The following is a 23,315-nucleotide window of genomic DNA, read 5'->3' as shown; positions in this document are numbered from 1 at the left end:
TGTAAAATGTACTTGGGTCATGTAAAAGTCCTCCTGGGTATGTTTTTGTCGTTAAAAACATTGTACCGTAAAAGGACTGTTATATGGCCTTTTTACTTTTACACAATTATACGGACTTTATCAGATAATGCACTATCAACACACTCTTAAGTTTGCTTCTAAGTCTTATTTCCATAACTTTAGGGTTAACCATACGCAAGACCAATCACTCTCGGACAATACTCATGATTTTCGGTAAAAAACGTAAAAGAAATAAGAACAATTAACAAAATGTATAATAACAATCAATAGCGACTAATGATTTTCATGTAAAAGGACACCAAACTATACGGTGTCCTTTTCAAATTCTTACGTCATATCAAGGCTCATTCAATCGTGGTAAATTCGTGGTAAAATGAGTGCTTTCCTATATTTCAAAATGCTTGAAAGTATAGTGTTTATGCGGATAATCAAAAATCAGATATAAAATTTATGTAGAAATATTAATCTTGTTTTATATCTAGCTTCTATCATAATTACTGAAAAAAACTATGATAATTATTATTGTTGAACAGCTATTTAATTTCATAATTGATCATAGTTTAGCAGATAACACCATTGCAAGACAAACATTATCTTTTGGATTGCCTATTACTAGTACGATTCCATTTAATAAAAATAATTTAGTTATTTTAAACGAATTAAAACTATTCCTAAAAACATTAAAATATAAATCTAAATTTGTTAATAACACTGATAGTTACCAAATACTTATTAAAAAACATAGAGTTTTTACCCTATGTCTTTTTATCTAAATTGATTAAATAAATAATGATACAACAAAGTATGGCATTCCTACAACAAGGAATAATCCGCCAACCATTAATGCACCAGTCAATAGCATTAATAAAGCCAATTTGAAAACACAAAATACATCAGTAATAAAATATTTTGTATAGTTTATAATCTTTCCTCTATTTACAATACTTGTGGTATTATGAGGATAAATATATGCTGTTTTCAACATATATAATCACTCCCTTTCTACACTGATATCGTAGCATGGAAAGGAATAAATTTTCTATTTATAATCTTAGCCCTAAATATAAAGATTATATTAATATTATTCAACAAACCGATATCCTACCCCAACTTCAGTAATAATGAAATGTGGTGAGGAACTATCAATTTCAATTTTACGACGAATATTAGCCATAAATACTCGTAATGATTGGTAATCATCTGTAGTTTCATATCCCCAGACATTTTCTTGAATAAAATGATGGGTTAATACTTTTCCACGATTAGTAATCAATAAGACTAACATCTTATATTCAATTGGTGTTAAATGAATTTCTTGATCTTTGACCCATACGTGTCGTCGTTCAAAATCAACTTTCAAATAATCTAATTCAAATATTGGTTCGCTAACTTTTTCTTTTAAGCAATGCCGTAGTGCTGCTCTAATTCGTGCTAATAGTTCTGCGGCATTAAAAGGTTTAGTCACGTAGTCATCACTACCATAATCAAGTGCCATAACTTTTTCAGTTTCTGATGAACGAGCTGAAACGACGATAATTGGTATACTTGAATTTTGACGTATTTGTTTAAGCACCTCAATTCCTTCAATATCCGGCAAACCTAAATCAAGTAAAACTAAATCTGGTCGATTGGCATAGAAAAGTGATAAACCGCTTAGTCCAGTTTCGGCAATAATATAGTTATAATTTTGAGTTTTTAAAGTTACTTTTAGAAAGTTTTGAATTGTTTTGTCATCTTCAACAATTAGAATTGTTGTATTATTCATTGTTCTCTTCCTCCAACGGTAGGCTTAATTCAAATGTTGCCCCACCTAAATCGTTATTAAAGGCCTTGATTTCACCCTTATGCGCTTCAACAATTGCTTTGCATATTGCTAGACCTAGCCCAATTCCACGTTTATGATCACCATTATCTAGACTGGTTGTAAAGAAATCGTCAAAGATATGATTGAGCTGCTTTATTTCAATTCCTTTACCATTATCAATTACTTGAAAAATAATATTATTATTTCGAACAAATGCTTTTAACATCACTTTACTAGCGTCAGGAGTATGTTTAAAAGCATTATCTAATAAATTAACGAGTACTTGAACAATTAATTGAGCATCACAGGGAAACAAAATAATATCTTTGGTTTCTTTAACAACTAATTCATGATTTTCTTTACGATTAGTAATTGCTGAAACTGCTGTAGATATAATATCGTCAACTACTTCTAGTTTTTTATTTATTTTAAAATTTCCTTCTTGAATCCTTGTCATGTTTAATAGGTTTTCAACCATCCCATTTAAACGCATTGCTTCTTTACTAATATCTTGAATAATATTTAGACTAGTATCAGACTCAACTGTATCCAAATTATTTACTAAAAAATTAGCCCCACCAGCAATACTAGTTAATGGTGTTCTAAGATCATGAGAAATACTTCTTAATAAAGTACTTTTTAATTTTTCTCGCTCCACTTGTAATCTAGCTTCTTCTTTTTCATGGCTTAAAAGATCTCTTTGTAATACTAAAATCAACTCCGCAATTATTGTTTTTATATAAATAAGATCTTCATCAGTAATAGTTCTTTGATTACAATCAAATTTGATCGTACCATACGTATAATTATCCTTTTTGATTGGTAAATATACTTCCTTTAAATATGTGAATTTCTTTTGATCCTTTCCACATGGTTCACCATGACAATAACACCACCATGCCATTAAATCTTGAAACTCTTTATTTTGATATAGAAATACTTCATTTTTTATTTTCGTTAAATTATATAAACTGTCCTGGCAATAAGTCCTTATTTCCTCATAACCCGATAGATTTAAAAAGCCACTACTAATTTGATTTATTTTAGATGTCACTTCTTCTTGATACAAAGCAATCTCACGCTGTTTTTTTAGTCGATTTGTTAATGTAGAAACAATTATTGCAACAATAATAAAAATAAAAACAGATATTAAATAATTAGGATCATTAATCAAAAAAGTATATCGAGGATCGGTATAAAGATAATTGAAAGTCATAATATAAATTATTGCTGAAATTATTCCCCAGGCAATATTACTTGTTTCAATAATACTTATCAGTACTCCAACAACATAAATTAAAAGAATGTTTTCAACCCTTATTTTAAAATAATCTAATATTAATGATGAAATTGTTGCTAATATCCATATAACAATGATTTTAGTTAAGTTAACATAATTATCCTTATTCTTCATATTAACCTCCTAGCCTGCTACTCAATGATTCAAGAGAAAGTGATTTACTCTTTCTCTCTTTCTACTCTCAACATTCGATAACCAACCCCTACATGAGTTTGAATATATTTAGGATTAGTTGTATCTGATTCTATTTTCTTTCGTAGAGTTGCCATAAAAACTCGTAAAGATGGGACATCACTTTGAATTACATCACCCCATACTTCTTTTAAAATATAATTATGAGTCAAAACTTTATCAATATTTTTTGCTAATAAACACAATAACTTATACTCGATAGGGGTTAAGTGTAATTCTTGATCATTTAAATAGGCACAGCCAGAATCAAAATTAACTTTTAAATCCCCATTAGTAAAAACAACATCTTCAATTTCTTGATGTTCAAGATATTTTAATCTTCGCATCGTTGCCCGAAGCCGTGCTAATAACTCATCTATACTAAAAGGTTTTGTCAAATAATCATCAGCTCCAGTATCCAAAGCTTCTATTTTACTCTTATCTTCGCTCCGAGCACTAATAACAATGATTGGCACAATTGACCAGCTCCGCACTTTTTTAATAATCTCAATTCCATCCATATCGGGTAAACCAAGATCTAGTAAAATAATATTAGGACGACGAGAAACAATTTCCAACAGTGCCTGTTGGCCATTTTGGGCTGTAATATATTTATAATCATGTGTATCTAATGTTGTTGTTACCAAACTTCGTACAGCACGATCATCTTCTACGACTAAAATTAATGGTTTATCCATGTATATCTACCTCCTCTAATGGCAAATTAATTACAAAAATTGATCCTCGGGGATAATTATCGATTACTTTAATTTTTCCGTCATGAGCTTCAACGATTGATTTACATAAAGCCAGACCCAATCCTAACCCACGACGACTATCTCCGTTTAAGTTATTACGAGTATAAAACATTTCAAAAAGTTTTTCTTTTTGATCATCAGGAACGCCTTCTCCATCATCACTGATTTCTAGTGATAATACCTGATTAAGCTTCTTAGTTGTAATTTTTATAGTTGAACCTAACGGTGTATATTTTATTGCATTATTTACAATATTAATAATAACCTGCATAATCAGTCGGGCATCTATTTTTACAAAAATGAACTCATCTGATAAGTCCAATTGAATAATGTGATCTGCACTATCTTTACTAATATGATGCATCGCTTCTAAAACAATTTCATTAATTAATTGTGCTTCCTTATTTATTTGAATATTCCCATTTTCAATCCTTGTTATTGAAAGTAAATTCTCTACTAAATCAATCAACCACATTGAGTCTTCGTAAATATCACTATATATTTCTATTTTACGTTCATTAGATAGTTTATCTGCACTATCTAATAAAACTCCCGCATTGCCAGAAATGCTAGTCAATGGTGTACGCAAATCATGAGAAATAGAGCGTAGTAAATTTGCACGTAGTTCTTCTTGATTCGCTTTAATTTCAACTTCACGTTTTTTACTATTTGAAGCTTCTTTTTCTAAAGCCATCGCTCCTTCATTTAAAATAGCCATTAATAAATTGTTTTCAAAATCATCGATCGCTGTCTTATCTAAATAGATTCCAATTACTCCCAAAACACTATCTTCACAACGAACAGCTAAGTATAGACATTTTGCTCCGGGTAACGTCGTTGTTGAAGCACCAGCATGTTTATTATTATTAAAAACCCAAGAAGCTACCGCTTCCTCATCTTTATTCAAATAAATTTTTTCATCTTCCTGTTCATTACTTTTAAATACGAGTGGTTCACTTAGTTCATGATTTTCAACAGGATAAAAAATAATTGTCTTATCTAGAAGTTTAAATAATTGTTTAGAAATCTCATCAATTATTTCTTTTTTTGTTTTAGCCCGTTGCAATTTTTGACTCGATTTTAATAGAACTTCTGTTCGAAAAGCTTTTATTGCTGATAGACGAGCTTGTTCTTTTACTCGTTTAGTTAGAGTACCTGTGATAAAAGCTGTTAAAAACATGATTACAAAAGTTATTGGATAACCTTTATCATATGCTGTAAATGAGTGCATCGGAATAGTAAAAAAGAAATTAAAAGATAGCACACTTACTAAAGACGACAAAAGAGTATAAATTAGATTTTCCGTTAATAATGAAGTTGCTAAAACACCTAGAATATGCACCATAATAATATTAGCTTCACCAAATCCTAAATCTCTAAACCAAATTCCTAATAATGTAACAATAAGAATAATTACAATTGAAAGGATGGTATCTTTAATTGATAAAGAAAAAAATTGTCGCGGTTTTAAAGACGTATGCTTATAATTGTTTCTAATTTTATCTGGGATGATATAAATATCGATCGTTGGTGTTAAAGCGATTAATTGATCTGCAAAACTATTGTGCGAAAAACGTCGTTTAGTATTAGTTCTTCCTAATACGATTTTTGATACTCCAGCAAACCTTGCATATTCACTAATTTGTTCAGGAACATTATCACCATACAAATTTACTATATTAGCCCCTAATTGAGAAGCCAATTTAGTATTGGCTCTTAATGCCTGTTTAACTTTAGTCGGCATTTTTTCAAAATTAGGCGTCTCTACAAAAACTGCTGTAAATTCACCAAAGAAAGCATTAGCCATTCGAGCGGCTGTTCTAATAACTTTTTGATTTGAAGGAGCTGGTGATAAACAAATTAGAATATGTTCATTGGTATAATGATGTTCGCCGTTTTTAGGTTTAATTTGCTCAAATTTTTTATTAACACGATCAGCTGTACGACGGAGTGCAATCTCTCTTAAAGCAATCAAGTTATCAAGCATAAAAAAGTTTCCTAATGCTCGTTGAACCTGATTTTTCTGATATATTTTCCCAGCCTCTAAACGCTTAATTAAATCTTCAGGCTCTATATCAACTAGTTCTACCTGATCGGCATTATCAAAAATATAATCGGGGATTCGCTCTTTGACCACAACTGCAGTAATTGAAGCAATAATATCGTTTAAACTCTCAATATGTTGAACATTTATCGTTGTATAAACGTCGATGCCATGATCTAGTAATTCATTAATATCCTGATATCGTTTTAAATGCCGACACTGCTCATCATTTGTATGAGCCAGTTCATCAACCAATATTAAATCGGGATTTCGTTTTAATGCACCATCCAAATCAAACTCATTGAGCATGATTCCGTTATGAGTAACTTTTAAAGGAGGTAAGACCTCTAATCCGTCCAATAATTTTGATGTTTCCGGACGCTGATGCGGCTCAACATAGCCTGCTACTACATCGACACCGGCATGATAAGCAACATGAGCTGCTTCCAACATGGCATAAGTCTTTCCAACACCCGCTGCGTAGCCAAAAAATATTTTTAATTTACCGCGCTGTTTAGCAATCTCTTCTTGTTTAATCTGTTTTAACAATTCTTCGGGATCTGGTCTTCGTTCATCCATTACACTTCCTCCTTTACTGTTATTTTTATTATAGCGCCTAGGATATTAAAAAAGTATTAAGATTGCTTTGTTAAAATAAGTGCCTATCATAATGACAGACACTTATTTTTATTTCAAAATGCCATCAAGAGCCAAATTGACTTTAAGGACATTTACTGTTGTTTCTCCAAAATAACCAAGAAATCCATGATCAGTATATTTATCAATAATCTTTCTAATTTCAGCTTCACTCTTTCCTGTTGTTCTTACTAAACGTGGAATCTGATATTCCGCAGCTGCTAGAGAAATATGTGGATCAAGTCCAGAACCAGATACAGTTACTAGATCAACAGGTATTTGTTTACCTTTCTGCTCCGGATTTGCAGCCTCAATCATTGCAACCCTTTCAGCAATAACCTTTTCATAATCTTCACTAGCAGGAGAACTGTTAGATGCTAGACCATACATTGTCTTTTCACCATCTTTATTTGTGAAAGTTTCACCATCAATTATCATGATTCTACCCCACATATGAGTATCATCGATAAATTGTTGACCTAATAATTCACTACCATATTTTTTTCCATCTACTTCAATAATGCTTCCATTTGCTTTGTCAGGAAAAACAATTTGAGCAAAACCAGTAATAGCAGCAGTATAAATAACTCCACAAACAACTGTAAAGATCAGAAATATTTTTAAAGCGGGTAGAACGCTTGTTTTAAGATGTTTCATTAAACTTCTCCTCCTACGATACAATATGCAAAGCAACAATAATTACATCAATAATTTTAATACAAATAAAGGGAGCAATAATTCCACCTAATCCATATACTAATAAATTTCTTGATAATAACTTACCAGCTGACACTTCACGATATTTTACTCCTTTTAAAGCTAATGGAATCAACGCAATAATAATTAATGCATTATAGATGATTGCTGAGAAAATCGCACTATCCTTACTGTGTAATCCCATAATATTCAAAGCATCTAATCCCGGATATAAAGTAATGAATAGTACAGGAATAATTGCAAAGTATTTAGCTACGTCGTTAGCAATTGAAAAAGTTGTTAAACTTCCTCTTGTCATTAATAATTGTTTCCCAATACGAACAATATCAATCAATTTAGTTGGTGAAGAATCTAAGTCAACCATATTTCCAGCTTCTTTAGCTGCCTGAGTACCTGTATTCATTGCTACTGCAACATCTGCTTGAGCCAAAGCTGGAGCATCATTAGTTCCATCACCAGTCATTGCAACGAGGTGACCTTTAGCTTGAAGTTCTCGAATCATTTCTAATTTGCCTTCTGGCGTAGCTTCAGCTAAAAAATCATCAACTCCAGCTTCAGCTGCAATTGCAGCTGCTGTTAAAGGATTATCACCGGTTATCATAACCGTTTTAATTCCCATTTTACGAAGATCAGCAAACTTTTCTTTAACCCCTTGTTTAATAATATCTTTAAGATGAATTACTCCTAAAACCTTTTTATTTTTAGTTACAACTAATGGTGTTCCTCCAAGATTAGCAATCTCAGTAACTACCTTTTCACACTCATCACTATATATATGTCCGTTTTCTGTTACATATTTTTTAATTGTATCAGCTGCACCTTTACGAATTTCATTACCTTGATAATTAACACCACTCATTCTCGTTTTTGCACTGAATGGTACAAATTCCATATGCATTTGATTAATACTTCGTCCCCGAAGATTAAATTGTTCTTTTGCAAGAACAACAATACTACGTCCTTCAGGAGTTTCGTCAGCTAATGAAGCCAATTGAGCAGCATCAGCCAACTCTTCGCTCGTTACCCCATCTACGGGAATAAATGCACTAGCTTGACGATTACCCAGTGTGATTGTTCCTGTTTTATCAAGTAATAAGGTATCAACATCACCGGCTGCTTCAATTGCCCGACCACTCATGGCGAGTACATTAGCTTGATTTAATCGAGACATTCCAGCTATCCCAATTGCTGATAACAGTGCTCCGATTGTTGTTGGTGCTAAACATACTAGTAAAGCTACTAATACTGTCACCGAAGAAGGATTATCCATCCCTGCTTGTTTAGCTCCAAAAGCTGAATATGCGTAAAGTGCCATAGTTACTAAAACAAAGATAATTGAAAGGGCTACAAGGAAAATTTGTAAGGCCATTTCGTTTGGTGTTTTTTTTCGGTTGGCACCTTCAACCATGGAAATCATCTTATCTAAGAAACTTTCTCCAGGTTCACTTGAAATTTGAACAACGATCCAATCTGATAAAACTGTAGTCCCACCGGTTACTGCACTTCGATCACCACCGCTTTCACGGATAACCGGTGCTGACTCTCCAGTTATTGCACTTTCATCAACTGAAGCTACACCATCAATAACTTCACCATCACCAGGAATTTGTTGTCCTGCTTTAACAAGTACGATATCACCTTTTGTTAGCGTTGCTGATGATACAATTTCAACTATATCTTTTTGATCAATGCTTGGAATCTTATAAGCTTCAACATCTTTCTTAGCTGCTCGCAATGAATCTGCCTGCGCTTTTCCGCGTCCTTCAGCAATCGCTTCTGCAAAATTAGCAAACAGCACTGTAAACCATAAAATTACTGCTATTCCTAGAGTAAATCCAGAATTTGCATCTTTAATCCCAAATAACGAAATAACAAACAAAGCCGTCGTTAAAATAGCTGAAATATATACTAATAACATTACGGGATTCTTTGCTTGCGTCTTAGGCGCTAATTTATAAAAAGAATCTTTAATAGCACGAATGACCATTTGTTTATCCATTAAAGCACTCTTTGTTTCTGTTTTCATATATTTATCCCCCGATTAAAACATTCCAAAAAATTCTGCAATTGGTCCTAGAGCTAAAGCCGGAAAGAAACTTAGTGCTCCAACTAATAACACTACGAATACTAATAAAAAGACAAATAGTGGTGAACAAGTTGATAATGTACCCGCAGTAACAGCCACTTTTTTCTTTTGTACCATGCTGCCAGCAATAGCCAAAATACCTAAAATTGGAATAAATCTAACAAATAACATAACCAATCCAAGTGTTACGTTAATAAATGGTGTATTTGCTGCAAAACCAGCAAAAGCTGAACCATTATTACCACCTGCTGAAGAATAAGCATATAACAATTCTGAAAAACCGTGTGCACCGCTGTTATTTAAACTATCCGCAACTTGAGGAACTAGGGAAGCAATCCCACTACCTACAAGAATAGCTACAGGTGTTGCTAAACAAACAACTACGGCCCATTTCATCTCATAAGGCTCAATCTTCTTACCTAAATATTCTGGGGTTCGTCCAACCATTAATCCAGCCATAAATACAGCTAAAATAACAAATCCTAACATTCCATATAAACCACAGCCAACACCACCAAAAATTACTTCACCTAACTGCATTAATAACATTGTTACCATTCCGCCTAATGGTGTATAACTATCATGCATTGAATTGACTGAACCATTTGATGCTGCTGTTGTAAAAGCGGCCCAAGTTGATGATCCAACAATTCCAAAACGCGATTCTTTACCTTCCATATTTCCGCCAGCTTGGTCATGGTTACTAATATCGACAATTCCATTTTGTTCTAATTGTGGAGTTGCCATCTGCTCACTAACAGCAATACTTCCAAGTGCTGCTACCAGCATAATTCCCATTGCGACAAAGATAGCAATACCTTGACGACTATCTTTAATTCCCTTGCCAAATGAAAAACAAAGAGCCGCAGGAATCAATAATATTGATACAACTTCTACTAAATTACTTAATCCAGTTGGATTTTCTAATGGATGGGCTGAGTTAACGCCATAGAAACCACCACCATTAGTACCTAATTGCTTGATTGCAATCTGACTGGCCGCAGGTCCTAAAGGTACTGTCTGTTCTGTAATTTCAGTACCATCTTCTAAAACAATTGGTTCGGCCAATTTAACAGTTTGATACTCATCAATACTTTGAGTTACACCTTGACTCACTAAAATAATTGATAAGACAACTGATAGCGGCATTAAGACATAGATTACAGATCTTGTTAAATCAACCCAAAAATTTCCTAAGCCTTTAGCCTTAATTCTTGTAAAGCCTCTAATCAATGCATATAAAACTGCTAGTCCTGTTCCTGCAGAAACAAAGTTTTGAACCGTTAAACCTAACGATTGTGTTAAATAACTTAATCCACTTTCACCACTATAAGCTTGCCAGTTAGTGTTAGTAACAAAACTTATTGCTGTATTTAACGCAAGGTCCCATGTTGTTCCTTCAACCTTTGCAGGATTACCCGGCAAAACTCCTTGCAGCATTTGTAATAAAAAGACAAATACTAATCCAAATCCACTAAATATTAATACACTTACTAAATACTTCTTCCAAGACATCTCTTCATCTTTTTTTACATGTAAAACTCGATAAATGAAATTTTCACATGGTTCTAAAATTCTTGATAAAAAAACTTTTTTACCGTTCATGACTTTATTAATGTAAAAACCTAACGGTACTGCTAAAACAACAAGAACGATTAGATATCCTAGATATTTGACAAAAATATCCATTACTGTTTATCCCCCTTAATTAATATCACTGTAAGGTAACCTAATATTGCAACACCGATTACCCCAATCACTCCTACGATTACATTCATAAGTGTCCTCCTTTTACACGATGAGTTTAGCATGAATAAAATTAATGTAGCGTTAAGTTAAATATTAAAGATATTAAGATAGTATTAATATCTATTAAAAAGAGAACTAATTAAGTTCTCTAATATTGCCGTGATAAAAATTGAATCATTCCCATACTTCGAGGATGCTCAAATATTTGCTCTGGTGTTCCTGCTTCTTCAATAATTCCATTATGCATAAATATAACTTTATTCGAAACATCACGCGCAAACTGCATTTCATGAGTCATAATAATCATAGTCATACCTTTTAACGCTAAATGTTTAATGATTTTTAAGATATCTCCTACCATCTGAGGATCTAGTGCACTTGTTGGTTCATCAAATAAAAGTACCTGTGGTTCCATACATAAAGCTCTTGCAATTGCAACCCGCTGTTTTTGGCCCCCAGAAAGTTGTGTACTGCTCTTTTTCGCAAACTCAGCCATACCAACTTTTTGTAGATATAATAAAGCTTTTTCTTCAGCTTCTTCACGATTGCGATTTAGTACTTTCATTTGCCCTATAACACAATTTTCTAAAACTGTAAGATTATTAAATAAATTAAAGCTTTGAAAAATCATTCCAACATCACTACGATATTTATTAAGATTAAGTTCTTCTTTTAAAATATTTTTATTACAATACAATATCTCACCATGATCAGGAATCTCTAATAAATTAAGACATCTTAAAAAAGTTGATTTACCACTGCCACTTGCTCCAATGATACTAATTACATCACCTCGATTAACCTCTAAATTAATATCTAGAAGTACCGGCAGGGCTTGATAATGTTTTTTTAAATGTTTAATAGTAATAATATTATCACTCATAAATAATTTCCTCACTTTATCTTAATATTGGATTATTTATTCTTTTTTCAATTATATTTAATAAAATTGTCGCAATTGAGGTTAAGCACAAATAAACCAGGCATGTTATTAAGAAGGTCGCTGAATATGACATTGTTGATCCAGCAATACTGCTAGATTGGAAAAATAATTCTACAACCCCAATCACATTTAGCATTGAACTATCTTTAATATTAATAATGAATTGATTCCCAATTGCGGGAAATGAATTTCTAATTGCTTGCGGTAATATAATATACTTCATAGTTTGAACCCTTGTCATTCCTAATGATAACGCTCCTTCACTTTGCCCACGATCAACAGATTGAATTCCTGAACGAACTATTTCTGCCATGTATGCTCCAGTATTAATAGAAATGATCATAATTCCGGCAGTAAGTGCATTCCATTGAAAAAAAGGTCGCAATCCATGATAAAAAAACATAGCTTGAACCAGCATTGGAGTTCCTCTAAAAAACCAAATATAAATTTCTGAAATTATTTTTAATGCTTTTTTTATTAGTACAATAATCTTTTTATCTTTAATATCTATCGTTGTTGCACGAATCGCTCCAAATAGCAGTCCAATTATTAAACCCGCTATTGTTCCAACTAATGCCAAAATAATTGTTATTTTCGTTCCATACCAAAATAAATCAAAGTTATCTAAAAAAATCGTAAATGATTTATCAAAATCAAACATGATTATTCTCCTTTAGGCTGACTACTACTATATTTACCCATCATTTCATTTCTTTTTTCTGATGAAATATTATCAATGCATTTTTGTACTTTTTTAAATAAAGTACTGTTTCGACTACCCTCTTTTAAACCTATTGAAACTGCGGTATCTACTTTAAACCCTTTATTTTGTTCAAATCTAACAATCGCTAGATCTTGATTTGTTTCTAAAATTCCTTGGGCCACAGGTAATTCCGCAGTAATTCCATCGACTTCACCACTTTGTAAAGCAACCAGCATTTCAGGATAAGATTGTTTAGGTGTAGCATGATCAACTCCATTAATTTGATCAATTACTGTATCATAACTTGTTGACATCTGTCCTACGATCGTTTTACCAGAAAATTGTTGAATATCAGTATAATTTTTACTAGCATCATCACCCCGTACGATCATAACCATTTCAGATTGATAATATGGTGTTGTAAAATCTATTCCTTTTTCACGCTCTTCATCAGCTGTCATTCCTGCAATAATGGCATCTATTTCGCCTGATTCAAGTGCAGGTTGCAAACCATTCCATGCTAATTTTTTTATAACCAGTTTTTTATCAAGACTTTCTGCTATTTCCTTTGCGATATAAACATCATAGCCATCAGCGTAACCACTGCCTTCTAATTCAACTGCGGTATCACTTTGTGTATTTGTCTGCCAGTTAAACGGTGGATAATTACATTCCATTCCAACTACAAATACATCACCTTCATCAATACTCTTATTCCCACTATTACTCTCACAGCCACTAATTAATAAAGCTATTAATAAAAAAGCTAATATTTTCTTCATTTTATCGTTTATTCCTTTCTTTTTAATATTAAATATTGAAATAAGTTAAACCATTATTTTATCCTCCTCTAGCTATTAAAAGTCTAGCATGCTAATAATTAATATAGGATTAAAGAGTTGTTTTAAAATATTAAAAAGACATAAATAAAGAACAAATTAAATTCTTTCTAATTAACATTTATTAATGAACATATGCTTTTTTAGTAGAATAATGTATTATTGATGATTTATTTAAATATGTAGCCAACTCCTTTATTTTCTCAGTGGCTTTTTACAACGACAAAAAAGAATTGGATTTCAAAACCAATTCTTTTTTATAATATTAATTTTATTATAGATTAATCCTCTGCTAAAACTTTATCCTTTTTCATTAAAATCGTTATTAGAACAATTGTACTAATTAAAGAAATTATTGTAATCGCAATGTTGCTGGCATCACCCGTATTTACAGAATGATTTTTGTTATTTGTATTTGTGTTAGAACTATTATTTGTTTCTTCAACCGTTGGTTCTTGTGATGGATTTTCAGGTTTATCATCGCCTGATTGATCACTATTTTTTTGCAAAGTCAGATCGTAAACTCCCACTGTCCCAGATACTTCATAAGCAACAACTAATTGTGGTTTCCCTGTAATACTATCATTACCTGCAATAAAATGAATTCCTTCAGGTGAATCATCACCACCAATATCTGTGCTAAAATCACGAGAATTAATATAATTAACAAATTCTGTTTTTTCTGGATTCGTAATGTCATAAACCATTATACCGCCAATTCTCTCTAATCCAATAAAAGCAAATGTTTTATCTTCGATTTGACCAATTGTCACAGCTTCTGCTTCAGGACCTTTTTTACCAGAACGATCATCTATTGTAGCATCATCATTAGAACAGTTAAAATTATTTGGCAAATATGCTGCAGTTTTGACTTCAAAATCATTTCCTGTTGTATAAATTTCTTGTAATGACTGCTCATCAGCTTTAAAAATTGTTGATGATCTTCCCCCAAATAAATAATCATTTTCATTATTAAAACCATCATAATCACTAGTATCGAAGAACGTGACCTTACCAGTTAAACCACTGTTATCAGCCGTTATTTTACCAGTTGGTGAAGTTTTTCCTTTACCAAAATTTACCTCTATTTCATTTGAATAACCATTCCAGTCACGACTATCTCCTTCATTAGCAGTTATTAAATAATCGATTCCATCAACCGTGTAAACAGAAATAGCATCAGGCATCCGAATTCCTTTTAAAGAATCATATGTTTGTGCATTATATTTTTCATCTTTTTTATCAATATCAATTGCAATTTTACTATAATCTTCAAATCCTACTGAATAAATATCTTCTATTTCAAGACTATTTAAATCTAATTTAGCAATCGCATTAGCTTCTTGTAATGTAATATATGCTTTAGAATCACTAACTGCAATATATTCTGGTTCTAAATCTGTTGATGGCAAAACACCTTTTTTCAAAACAATTCCTTTTTCTATTAATGCATCTCGTTGACTATCAAAAGCTGTGAAGTCAACAGTTTTTGCTTTGTTTGTTTTGGTATTAATAACGCTTATACTACCTTTTGGATCAACCGCTCCAGTATACCCGTCCCGAGGTTCTCCTTCGTTAGCTGTTAAAATTTGTCCATCATCATTAGTAAAGACAACCATATCTGGTTGAACACCTACTTCGAACAATTGCTTTAAAGTTATTGTTCCATCTTGATTACAATCAAATAAAGCTACTCTACCATTAGCATTAGTCTCCTTACCTTGAATCGCAACAGCCAATGAGGTTCCATCATGACTAACTGCTACTGATGTCATATCACCATATGTAAAATCAGCACTTTGTACTAACGAACTAATATCAATGTCATTACCGTCCAATAAGTCTATTTTATCCTTATTTTCGATATTTTTTAGGGCAATTGCTGTTAAATTTCCAGATTGTCCATTAACAGCATAAGCCCATCCTGTCACTGTGTTATAATCAACTATTTCAGTTACTCCCCCATCACTGTTAGTTGTTCCTGAATCATAACGAGCTGACTGTTCTAGCGCTAATAATGCTGAATTGTTTTCATAACCAGTTGTTTTTTCACCACCGTCACTATTTTTAGTAACAGTAAACGCATCGATTTCTTTACTATCAGGATTAGTTTGATCACCAGCAAGATTATAAACCTTTACCGATATTCGATTATTTTCAACATTAAATACTGCATAACTAGGACTATACTCTTGATTCCATTCTTGATTTCCAACTGGTAATGAATCTCCTTCTAGGTAAGCCGCAGAGCCACTTTTACCATTAGCTAAGATTGGATAATCAGCATTATTATTTTTATCTAATGTTTCAAACGGTGTATAATATTGCATATCTGAACAACAGTTCCCCGTAATATAAATTGTTCCTTGAGGATTATTAAGTGTATCTAATCTTTCACTATTTCTTTGCCCATCTTTTAAAACATAGCTACGTGAATAAACATGATCATGTCCGCCTAAGACAAAATCCACATTATACTCATCCATAAGTTTTTCAAATCCCGCATCAACATAGTTTTCAATATCACTATCTGCTGCATGTTTAGCAACTGTTTGAGTAGATTTATGATGAGTGACTATAATCCATTGATATTGATTTTGGTATTCACTAGTTGCACTCTTTAATGTTTGAGCAAAATTATTGATGATTGCTTCTGCCTCTGAATTATCTCTAGAAGCACTTGAAACATTAGGATTGTTTGCATTTTCTTCGTCATTTCCCCCAGGATAAGCACTAGTATTTAAAGTGACAAATAAAACATTATTATATAAATAGTAATAGTTTCCTTGAGTTTCCATATCACGGCGTTCACTAAAATCATATTGACCATCACTATTTGGTGTCACCCCATTAGAAGCTGCATTATTTTTAATTTCATTTTCAGTAGCCTGAATATAATTTCCGTGACTTTGACTAGTTCCACTATTTTGTCCTCTAAACGTTGTTTTAACTTCAGTTAATGATTCCATTTGATTTGGTAAATTAAAATGATCTGCGAACATATAGTGTCTATCATGATTTCCAACAGCTGGAGCATATGGAATTGATGTCATTTCTTCTGGTGCAAAAAAAGCCTCATACTCGCTTGATTTTCCCCAGTTTTGATCTTCAACTTGATCCCCTGCTGACACTACTAAGTCAACACCTTGTTTTTCTAAAGTTTCCATCATAGTTGCCCAACCGGTTTGATTTGTTTCATCACTTGGGTTCCAACCTTCAGAATTAATTTCCTTGTTTTCCTTTATTTGTGGATCGCTTGTAAAACCAAAAGTAAATTCATTGCTTGATGGAGTTGTATAATTATATTCCTTTGACCAAGTTGTTCCCCCATCATTTGAAATATAATAAGTATACTTAGTATCTGGTTTTAAATTACTGATTGTCGTTTTACATACTAATTTTCCAGTATCAGTATATTTATCACTTTTTATTTCGGTTGGCGAAGTCAATGGTTTGGCTGTTACATCATAAGTTTGATCACCAAACTGAATTTTTGCTACCGTCGTTCCTGCTGGTGCATACCAATTTAGATTGATTGATGTTGTTGTTGCCCCTGGCTGAAGTGTTAAACTATCCACACTAAATGAACCAGTATGGCTTTCACCTGCAACCTCACTATAAGTATCTTGGGCATAACCTTTAGTCAAAATGTTATTTTGACCAATCAACATTGTCGATAATGTTACTAAACACAGGACCCCTTTAATAATTCGATTATTTACTTTTTTCATATACTTTTCCCCTAATTACATATTTGTACGTAGTGTACTAAGTAAATTTATCATAGCCGTCAATTTCTAACTATTTCTATTTTGTAAATTTTAAAATAAGATTTTGTAAATAAAAAACTATTTCCAGTTAGAAATAGTCTACCTTTGTTTTCATAGCATCATTGCTACAAAAATTTGAATTATTCCCATAATAGCAAGACTAAAACCAATTGTTCTATTAAGTATCATTATTAGAGTACTAATCATGATCAATATTTTCCTAATAATTATTGATACTTTGGTCTTTTACAGGGGTCCTTCTTTATTCAAATAAATTAATTGAATCAAGTTTTTTATTGTTTTTGATAATTTTTTTCAATTTTTGATTTATAAACATCTTAATTATGCTTTCTCGTATAGCCAACCATAATAATAATTGTTCCGACAATCATATTTAAAGCTAAATTCATAATCATCGAAAATAAATTGACACCAGATATGTAGTTGGCAGGAATATTAGTAATATTTAATAAATAGATACATAAACCAATCTTATACCAAATATTCAGCGTTGTTTTTACCCATATCCATATGACTATATATACATACAAATTAGTAAACAAAGCAATAACCAAAGCTTCATGTAAAAACCAGTCTAATGAATACACCTGAACTGAAACTACATAAAGCAGTGGAATTACCCCTATACTGGCTACAATAATAGCTTTAATAACAACATTTTCTTTAGCTTGAACTAAAACTGTTAAAATTATCCAAGCATAAATAATTGCTGCACTACTTATTATTGACCACGTGAAACTATGATTTAGGTAATAATTACATAAACATGGTACAAAGATTCCAATCATCATTACGATTGTGATAAAAAGATAACTGATCTTAATGATTCTCTCCTTGTTTTCAATTGCTTTTATCTTTGTATAATTGATTAGATTTTGAACTGTCTTTTTCTCACTTTTATCAACTACAGTACCACCAATCAATTCATCAATACTCATCTTTAAAGCCTCACTTAACGGTAATAATAATGAGATATCGGGACACCCGATTCCACGTTCCCATTTTGATACAGCTTTATCACTTACATTGATTAAATTTCCTAATTGTTTTTGAGTATACCCAAGATTTTTACGAGCTGATAAAATTCGTATCCCAATTTCTTTATTATCCATAAAATTACTTCCCTTCTACGTCCTAATCCTAACATAAAAGTTATAATTTTACTATCGACGGACTGTTTACCTCACTAGAATCCTTGATCTATAAAAAAAGTTGTAGTCAACCTACAACTTATTGAAAATATTCCTTACATAGTCAATAGGATATTGTGTAATTCTACTTACTTCATCTATATCTTTTTTAGCCAATAATAGATTTGTAATTACTACATCCATTGCTTCACCAATTTCAATCATATGATTATCGGGATCAAAGATTCGTACTACCCGCTGTTGCCAATTATATTTTTTGATTGGGTGAACATATTTAATATTTGGATATGTCTCCAACTTTTTTATAAATTTATCAAAATCATCAACTTCAAAATATAATTCCATATTACAAGCTTTATCACAAACCCAATCACTAGGGACATCAACGAGCCAGGCAAAATCTTTTTGTAAAGCAAAACCACCATCAAAAGTAATATTTAAACCATGATCTAAAATTATTTTTTGATCAAACAATTGCATATAGAACTGTTTAGAAACTTCGAGATTTTTGACTGCTAAGACAGTTGCTTCTAATTTCATTTGATTTTACCCCAACATCTGCATTGTTCTAAACGTTTTCCCTGATCCCCTTGTTTTTCGTCATAAGCATACGATTTAGCCAATTTGCATGGAAAATCTTCACATTCACCACAATGATTTAATTCTTTTGTTTCTACGCACGATTTAACCGGACAAATTTCACCCCAAAAAGGATGTTCGATATTAATACATCCAGCACACCCAATCTTGCTTTTAAACTCACATTCACTACATATAATTCCACATCTCGATTCAATCATTTTCATCACCATCCTAAGCAAATTATAACTTAGAACTTATATATTTCATTGTAAAAATCCGCCAAGTTCGATAAATATTTCTTAGGAGTTGTTTTTGTAATCTGCTTAAACACTTTGTTAAAATGAGCCTGATCAAAATAGCCCCCTTGCAATGCTAAAGATAAAAAATCATCTTCTTCTATTTGCTTTAATAAATAATTAAATCTTACTACCTTAGCATATTCCTTACCACTCAAGCCTATGTAATTATGAAAATCACGTAATAATTGTCGTGAAGAAAGGTGACAATCACTAGCTACCTTTTCTAAACTAACATTTCCGTGATCCTGATCAATAATTTCTTTAGCTCTAATCAAACGAGCTGGTAATAAATTAACTTTTCTTTTTCCCGTAAAATATTTATTAAAAGCTTTGATCAACTGTTCATAATCTTTACATGATTGATAAAGTAATGCTAACTCTTCATCAAGCTGCACATCTAAATATCTCAATTGCTGACGCTGATTTACAAGTTTTTTTTGATGTAAACCACTAATTTGATACAATCCTCCTGGTCTAAATTCTACAAAGAAACGAGCTGGGGCTTTTTGCAAATCATTTTCTAAAACCACGATTTCACTCATTGGACCCCAAAAATCTCTTCGAGAGCGTCCCTGAAAAATAAAACAGCCACTAGCATCAGGAATAATATGAAATAATTTTGATGAGGCGGGAACTTCACTAGGAAAAGTAATTGTATAATGAGCAATAATATCTTTTAATTCTTCAGTAGGAGCAATATAAATATGATGATTTGTTTTATTAATATAACTTCCCTTATAATCGAAATTCTTCATTAAATTACCTCTTTATATTAAATTACCTGCATTATTTTATATACTCAGTATAATATTGGCAGGACATTTAATCAAATCTTAACAATCTTCATTGGCTATAAATATTTACATTCAATCATGAATTTGATAGAATAATTCTCATAAAATTTAATTACATAAAAAAGGAGTGTTTTAATTTATGGATGCAGGCCCCGAGTCTTCAATCACATTGCAATTAATTTTAATCGTTGTTCTTACCTTAATCAATGCATATTTTGCGGCTAGCGAAATGGCAATTGTTTCGGTAAACAAAAACAAGATTCGTCGTTTAAGCGAGGAAGGAAATAAGAAAGCTAAGTTAGTAGAAAAACTATTAGATCAGCCAACTAACTTCTTATCAACGATCCAAGTAGCGATTACTTTAGCAGGTTTCTTTAACTCAGCTAGTGCTGCTACGGGTATTTCTGTTAGTTTAGCTAATCTTTTAAAAGTTTGGTCAATTCCTTACGCTGATACAATCGCAGTTGTCTTGATTACTATTTTAATTTCTTTTATTACTTTAATCTTTGGGGAATTAGTTCCAAAAAGAATCGCTTTACAAAAAGCGGAATGGTATTCAATGTTCTGTGCTAAGCCTATTTTGATCATCAGTAAAATTGCTGGACCATTTATTAAAATTTTATCTTGGTCAACTAAGTTTGTCTTAAGATTATTTGGAATGGATGATGAAAATGTTGAAGAATCTTTGTCACGGGAAGAAATTCGTTCAATGGTTGAAAGTGGACAAGAGACAGGAGTTTTCAATGAAATTGAAACTGACATGATTACCAATATTTTTGAATTTGATGATAGTTTAGCTTTAAACGTCATGACCCCAAGAACTGATGTTTATTGTATTGATATTAATGACCCATTAAGTGAGAACATTGATCAAATGATGTCAATGCAGTATACTCGAATTCCTGTTTATGATGATTCAATTGATAATATCATTGGGATTTTAAATATGAAGGATTTTGCTATTGAAGCTAGACAAGTTGGTTTTGACAATGTTGATATTCGTAAGCTATTACGAAAACCATACTTTGTCTTAGAGACTAAAAATATTGATGATTTATTTAAAGAACTACAAGAAGATCGCCAACATATTGCAATTCTTGTAGATGAATATGGTGGGTTTTCAGGGATCGTCACAGTTGAAGATCTAATCGAAGAAATCATGGGAGATATCGAAGATGAGTATGATCATGACGATGAACCTAAACTACAAAAAATAGATGACTATAATTTTATCGTTGATGGAAATTATCTAATTGACGATCTTGATGATGAATTAGATTTAAAATTAGATAATGTTAATCATGATACAATCAGTGGTTTTGTTCTTCATTTATTAGGAGAAATTCCTGATGATAATCAAGAACGTAGTGTAACTTATGAAAATCTTACATTTAAAATTACTGGTGTAAAAGGTAATCGTGTAACAAAAATCAAATTAACAATTAAAAAATCAGAAGAAAAAGAATCCGATTCTAGTGAAGACTAAAATCGGATTTTCTTTTTAAAATAATAGTAATTATAGAAGTAATCAATTCTGTTACCACATAAGTTAGCCAAACTCCATCTACTTTAAAAATAGTTGATAAAATAAATATTACTGGTGCAATTAAAATAAAACCTCGTAATGATGAAATTATAAAAGCTTGACGTGGTTTATCGCTTGCACTAAAGAAAGTGGCACTAATCATATTTACTCCTGCAAAAATAAAGCCCCCAAAATAAATATGAATTCCTCTAACTGCCAAATCCAGCAATTCCGGATTGCTACTTGAATTAAACAAAGCTACGATCTGAGCAGCAGCAAAATAACTGCTAAGATAAACAATAACTGCAAATATAATAACTGTCCAAAGACCATAATGATAAGCTAAATTTACATTTCGATATTCTTTAAAACTAAGATTTTTACTAATAATTGGTTGAATTCCCTGAGCAACCCCTGTAAACATCGATACAATAACAAAAGCGATATTAGCAATAATTCCGTAGGCTGCAACACCTATATTCCCGCTATACTTCAACAAAGTAAAATTAAATAACAACATTACTATTCCAGTAGCTAATTCTCCTATTAAAGCTGATAATCCTAATAAAAAAATATCTTTACAATGGTTAAGACATAATTTTGTTTTAAGAAATTTAAAATTAGCTTTCTTGATTACATATGGAGACATAATTGAAATTGAAATAACCGGTGCTACCCCTGTTGCTAAAGCAGCCCCAAACATTCCTAAACCAAAAGGGAAAATAAATATATAATCCAAAACAACATTAGTTAAACTACCAATTAACATTCCCATCATTGCTAATCTCGGATTATCATCATTACGAACAAAGCCAATCAATAAATTATTCAACATAAACATTGGTGCAAAAAACATAATTGTTTTTAAATAAGTTGCAGTATAGATAGTTGTATCTTGATTAGCCCCTAAAAGATTTGCTAATGATGTCGACGCACTTAGTCCCAAAACAACAAAAATAATGGCTAGAATAAGCATAAAATAAAGAGCATTACTGAAAATTATATTTTGTGAGGTTCTATTACTATTTACCTTTAACAAAGAATACCGTGTTCCCCCACCGATTCCAATCATTAGTCCTAAACCATTTATTAAACAGTACATTGGTAAAGCTAAATTTAGAGCTGATAATCCAATTTCACCAACACCATTTGCAATAAAAAAAGTATCTGCCAGAATATAGCATGATAAACCAATCATTCCTAAAACATTTAACGATGTATATTTTAAGAAATCTTTAAAAATATAATTTTTCATCCTCATTCCTCCAGTCTTTCTCCATCTTAAACTATAAGATTACCTTATAGTCAATCAAATTTTAAAAATATTTCAACTAAAGCGACTAGATTAATCACTTTTTTATTTATCAAGTTGTAACTTTTAAATAAACTAGCCTAAAACACT

18 protein-coding genes are annotated in these 23,315 nt (G+C 31.7%); 1 reads left to right on the top strand and 17 read right to left on the bottom strand.

All coding sequences use genetic code 11. The features are described 5' to 3' along the window. Positions 1-799: 799 nt before the first annotated feature. The 16 genes from KSU54_RS09680 to KSU54_RS09605 all read right to left on the bottom strand — a co-directional run bounded on the left by KSU54_RS09680 (position 800) and on the right by KSU54_RS09605 (position 20,349). The gene (locus KSU54_RS09680) at positions 800-1,006 is read right to left on the bottom strand and encodes a hypothetical protein (RefSeq protein WP_217746610.1); all 207 of its coding nucleotides are present in this window, start codon (positions 1,004-1,006) and stop codon (positions 800-802) included. Between the two features lie 96 nt (positions 1,007-1,102). Continuing rightward, positions 1,103-1,786 carry a response regulator gene (locus tag KSU54_RS09675; protein ID WP_003535603.1) on the bottom strand — a complete coding sequence of 228 codons (684 nt, stop codon included), beginning with the start codon at positions 1,784-1,786 and terminating at the stop codon, positions 1,103-1,105. Then, positions 1,779-3,239, bottom strand: coding sequence for an ATP-binding protein (locus KSU54_RS09670; protein ID WP_008792566.1), 1,461 nt, complete (start codon positions 3,237-3,239; stop codon positions 1,779-1,781). Before KSU54_RS09670 ends, KSU54_RS09675 begins: the two co-directional genes overlap by 8 nt. A 44-nt stretch (positions 3,240-3,283) precedes the next feature. Then, positions 3,284-3,994 (bottom strand): response regulator, encoded by a 711-nt coding sequence (locus KSU54_RS09665; RefSeq protein ID WP_003535601.1) that lies wholly within the window; start codon positions 3,992-3,994, stop codon positions 3,284-3,286. Continuing rightward, on the bottom strand, positions 3,987-6,677 hold the full coding sequence (locus tag KSU54_RS09660) for a sensor histidine kinase (protein WP_003535600.1): 2,691 nt from the start codon (positions 6,675-6,677) through the stop codon (positions 3,987-3,989). The genes KSU54_RS09665 and KSU54_RS09660 overlap by 8 nt, the downstream gene beginning before the upstream one ends. Before the next feature lie 108 nt (positions 6,678-6,785). Then, positions 6,786-7,391: a potassium-transporting ATPase subunit KdpC gene (gene kdpC, locus KSU54_RS09655; RefSeq protein ID WP_003535598.1), complete on the bottom strand. Its 606-nt coding sequence runs from the start codon at positions 7,389-7,391 to the stop codon at positions 6,786-6,788. Positions 7,392-7,404: 13 nt separating this feature from the next. Further along, positions 7,405-9,477 (bottom strand): potassium-transporting ATPase subunit KdpB, encoded by a 2,073-nt coding sequence (gene kdpB, locus KSU54_RS09650; RefSeq protein WP_003535596.1) that lies wholly within the window; start codon positions 9,475-9,477, stop codon positions 7,405-7,407. A gap of 15 nt (positions 9,478-9,492) precedes the next feature. Then, entirely contained in the window at positions 9,493-11,226 is a 1,734-nt protein-coding gene (gene kdpA / locus KSU54_RS09645; RefSeq protein WP_003535594.1) for a potassium-transporting ATPase subunit KdpA, read from the bottom strand. A gap of 208 nt (positions 11,227-11,434) precedes the next feature. Further along, the gene (locus KSU54_RS09640; protein ID WP_117792135.1) at positions 11,435-12,169 is read right to left on the bottom strand and encodes an amino acid ABC transporter ATP-binding protein; all 735 of its coding nucleotides are present in this window, start codon (positions 12,167-12,169) and stop codon (positions 11,435-11,437) included. A gap of 16 nt (positions 12,170-12,185) precedes the next feature. Then, positions 12,186-12,890: an amino acid ABC transporter permease gene (locus KSU54_RS09635; RefSeq protein ID WP_003535585.1), complete on the bottom strand. Its 705-nt coding sequence runs from the start codon at positions 12,888-12,890 to the stop codon at positions 12,186-12,188. Positions 12,891-12,892: 2 nt separating this feature from the next. Next, the gene (locus KSU54_RS09630; protein WP_009008834.1) at positions 12,893-13,714 is read right to left on the bottom strand and encodes a transporter substrate-binding domain-containing protein; all 822 of its coding nucleotides are present in this window, start codon (positions 13,712-13,714) and stop codon (positions 12,893-12,895) included. A gap of 338 nt (positions 13,715-14,052) precedes the next feature. Continuing rightward, entirely contained in the window at positions 14,053-17,502 is a 3,450-nt protein-coding gene (locus KSU54_RS09625; RefSeq protein ID WP_117792137.1) for a choice-of-anchor I family protein, read from the bottom strand. A gap of 377 nt (positions 17,503-17,879) precedes the next feature. Beyond that, complete coding sequence (locus KSU54_RS09620) at positions 17,880-18,674, bottom strand: helix-turn-helix domain-containing protein (RefSeq protein ID WP_003535582.1); 795 nt, start codon at positions 18,672-18,674, stop codon at positions 17,880-17,882. A 111-nt stretch (positions 18,675-18,785) separates the two neighbouring features. Continuing rightward, entirely contained in the window at positions 18,786-19,253 is a 468-nt protein-coding gene (locus tag KSU54_RS09615) for a glyoxalase (RefSeq protein WP_003535581.1), read from the bottom strand. Further along, complete coding sequence (locus tag KSU54_RS09610) at positions 19,250-19,513, bottom strand: DUF3795 domain-containing protein (RefSeq protein ID WP_009008832.1); 264 nt, start codon at positions 19,511-19,513, stop codon at positions 19,250-19,252. Before KSU54_RS09610 ends, KSU54_RS09615 begins: the two co-directional genes overlap by 4 nt. 29 nt (positions 19,514-19,542) lie before the next feature. Continuing rightward, positions 19,543-20,349: a helix-turn-helix domain-containing protein gene (locus tag KSU54_RS09605; RefSeq protein ID WP_003535573.1), complete on the bottom strand. Its 807-nt coding sequence runs from the start codon at positions 20,347-20,349 to the stop codon at positions 19,543-19,545. A 178-nt stretch (positions 20,350-20,527) separates the two neighbouring features. Between KSU54_RS09605 and KSU54_RS09600 the strand changes: the two genes are divergently transcribed. After that, a complete protein-coding gene (locus tag KSU54_RS09600; protein ID WP_003535569.1) occupies positions 20,528-21,874 on the top strand; it encodes a hemolysin family protein in 1,347 nt (448 codons plus the stop codon). Here the strand turns inward: KSU54_RS09600 and KSU54_RS09595 are convergent. Further along, positions 21,861-23,168 (bottom strand): MATE family efflux transporter, encoded by a 1,308-nt coding sequence (locus KSU54_RS09595; protein ID WP_003535568.1) that lies wholly within the window; start codon positions 23,166-23,168, stop codon positions 21,861-21,863. The two genes, KSU54_RS09600 and KSU54_RS09595, sit on opposite strands and share 14 nt — an antisense overlap. Positions 23,169-23,315: the final 147 nt, after the last annotated feature.

It is taken from the genome of Erysipelatoclostridium sp. MSK.23.31 (assembly GCF_019125875.1).
GTDB lineage: Bacteria > Bacillota_I > Bacilli_A > Erysipelotrichales > Coprobacillaceae > Thomasclavelia > Thomasclavelia ramosa.
This window is presented reverse-complemented; position numbering and strand designations above follow the sequence as displayed.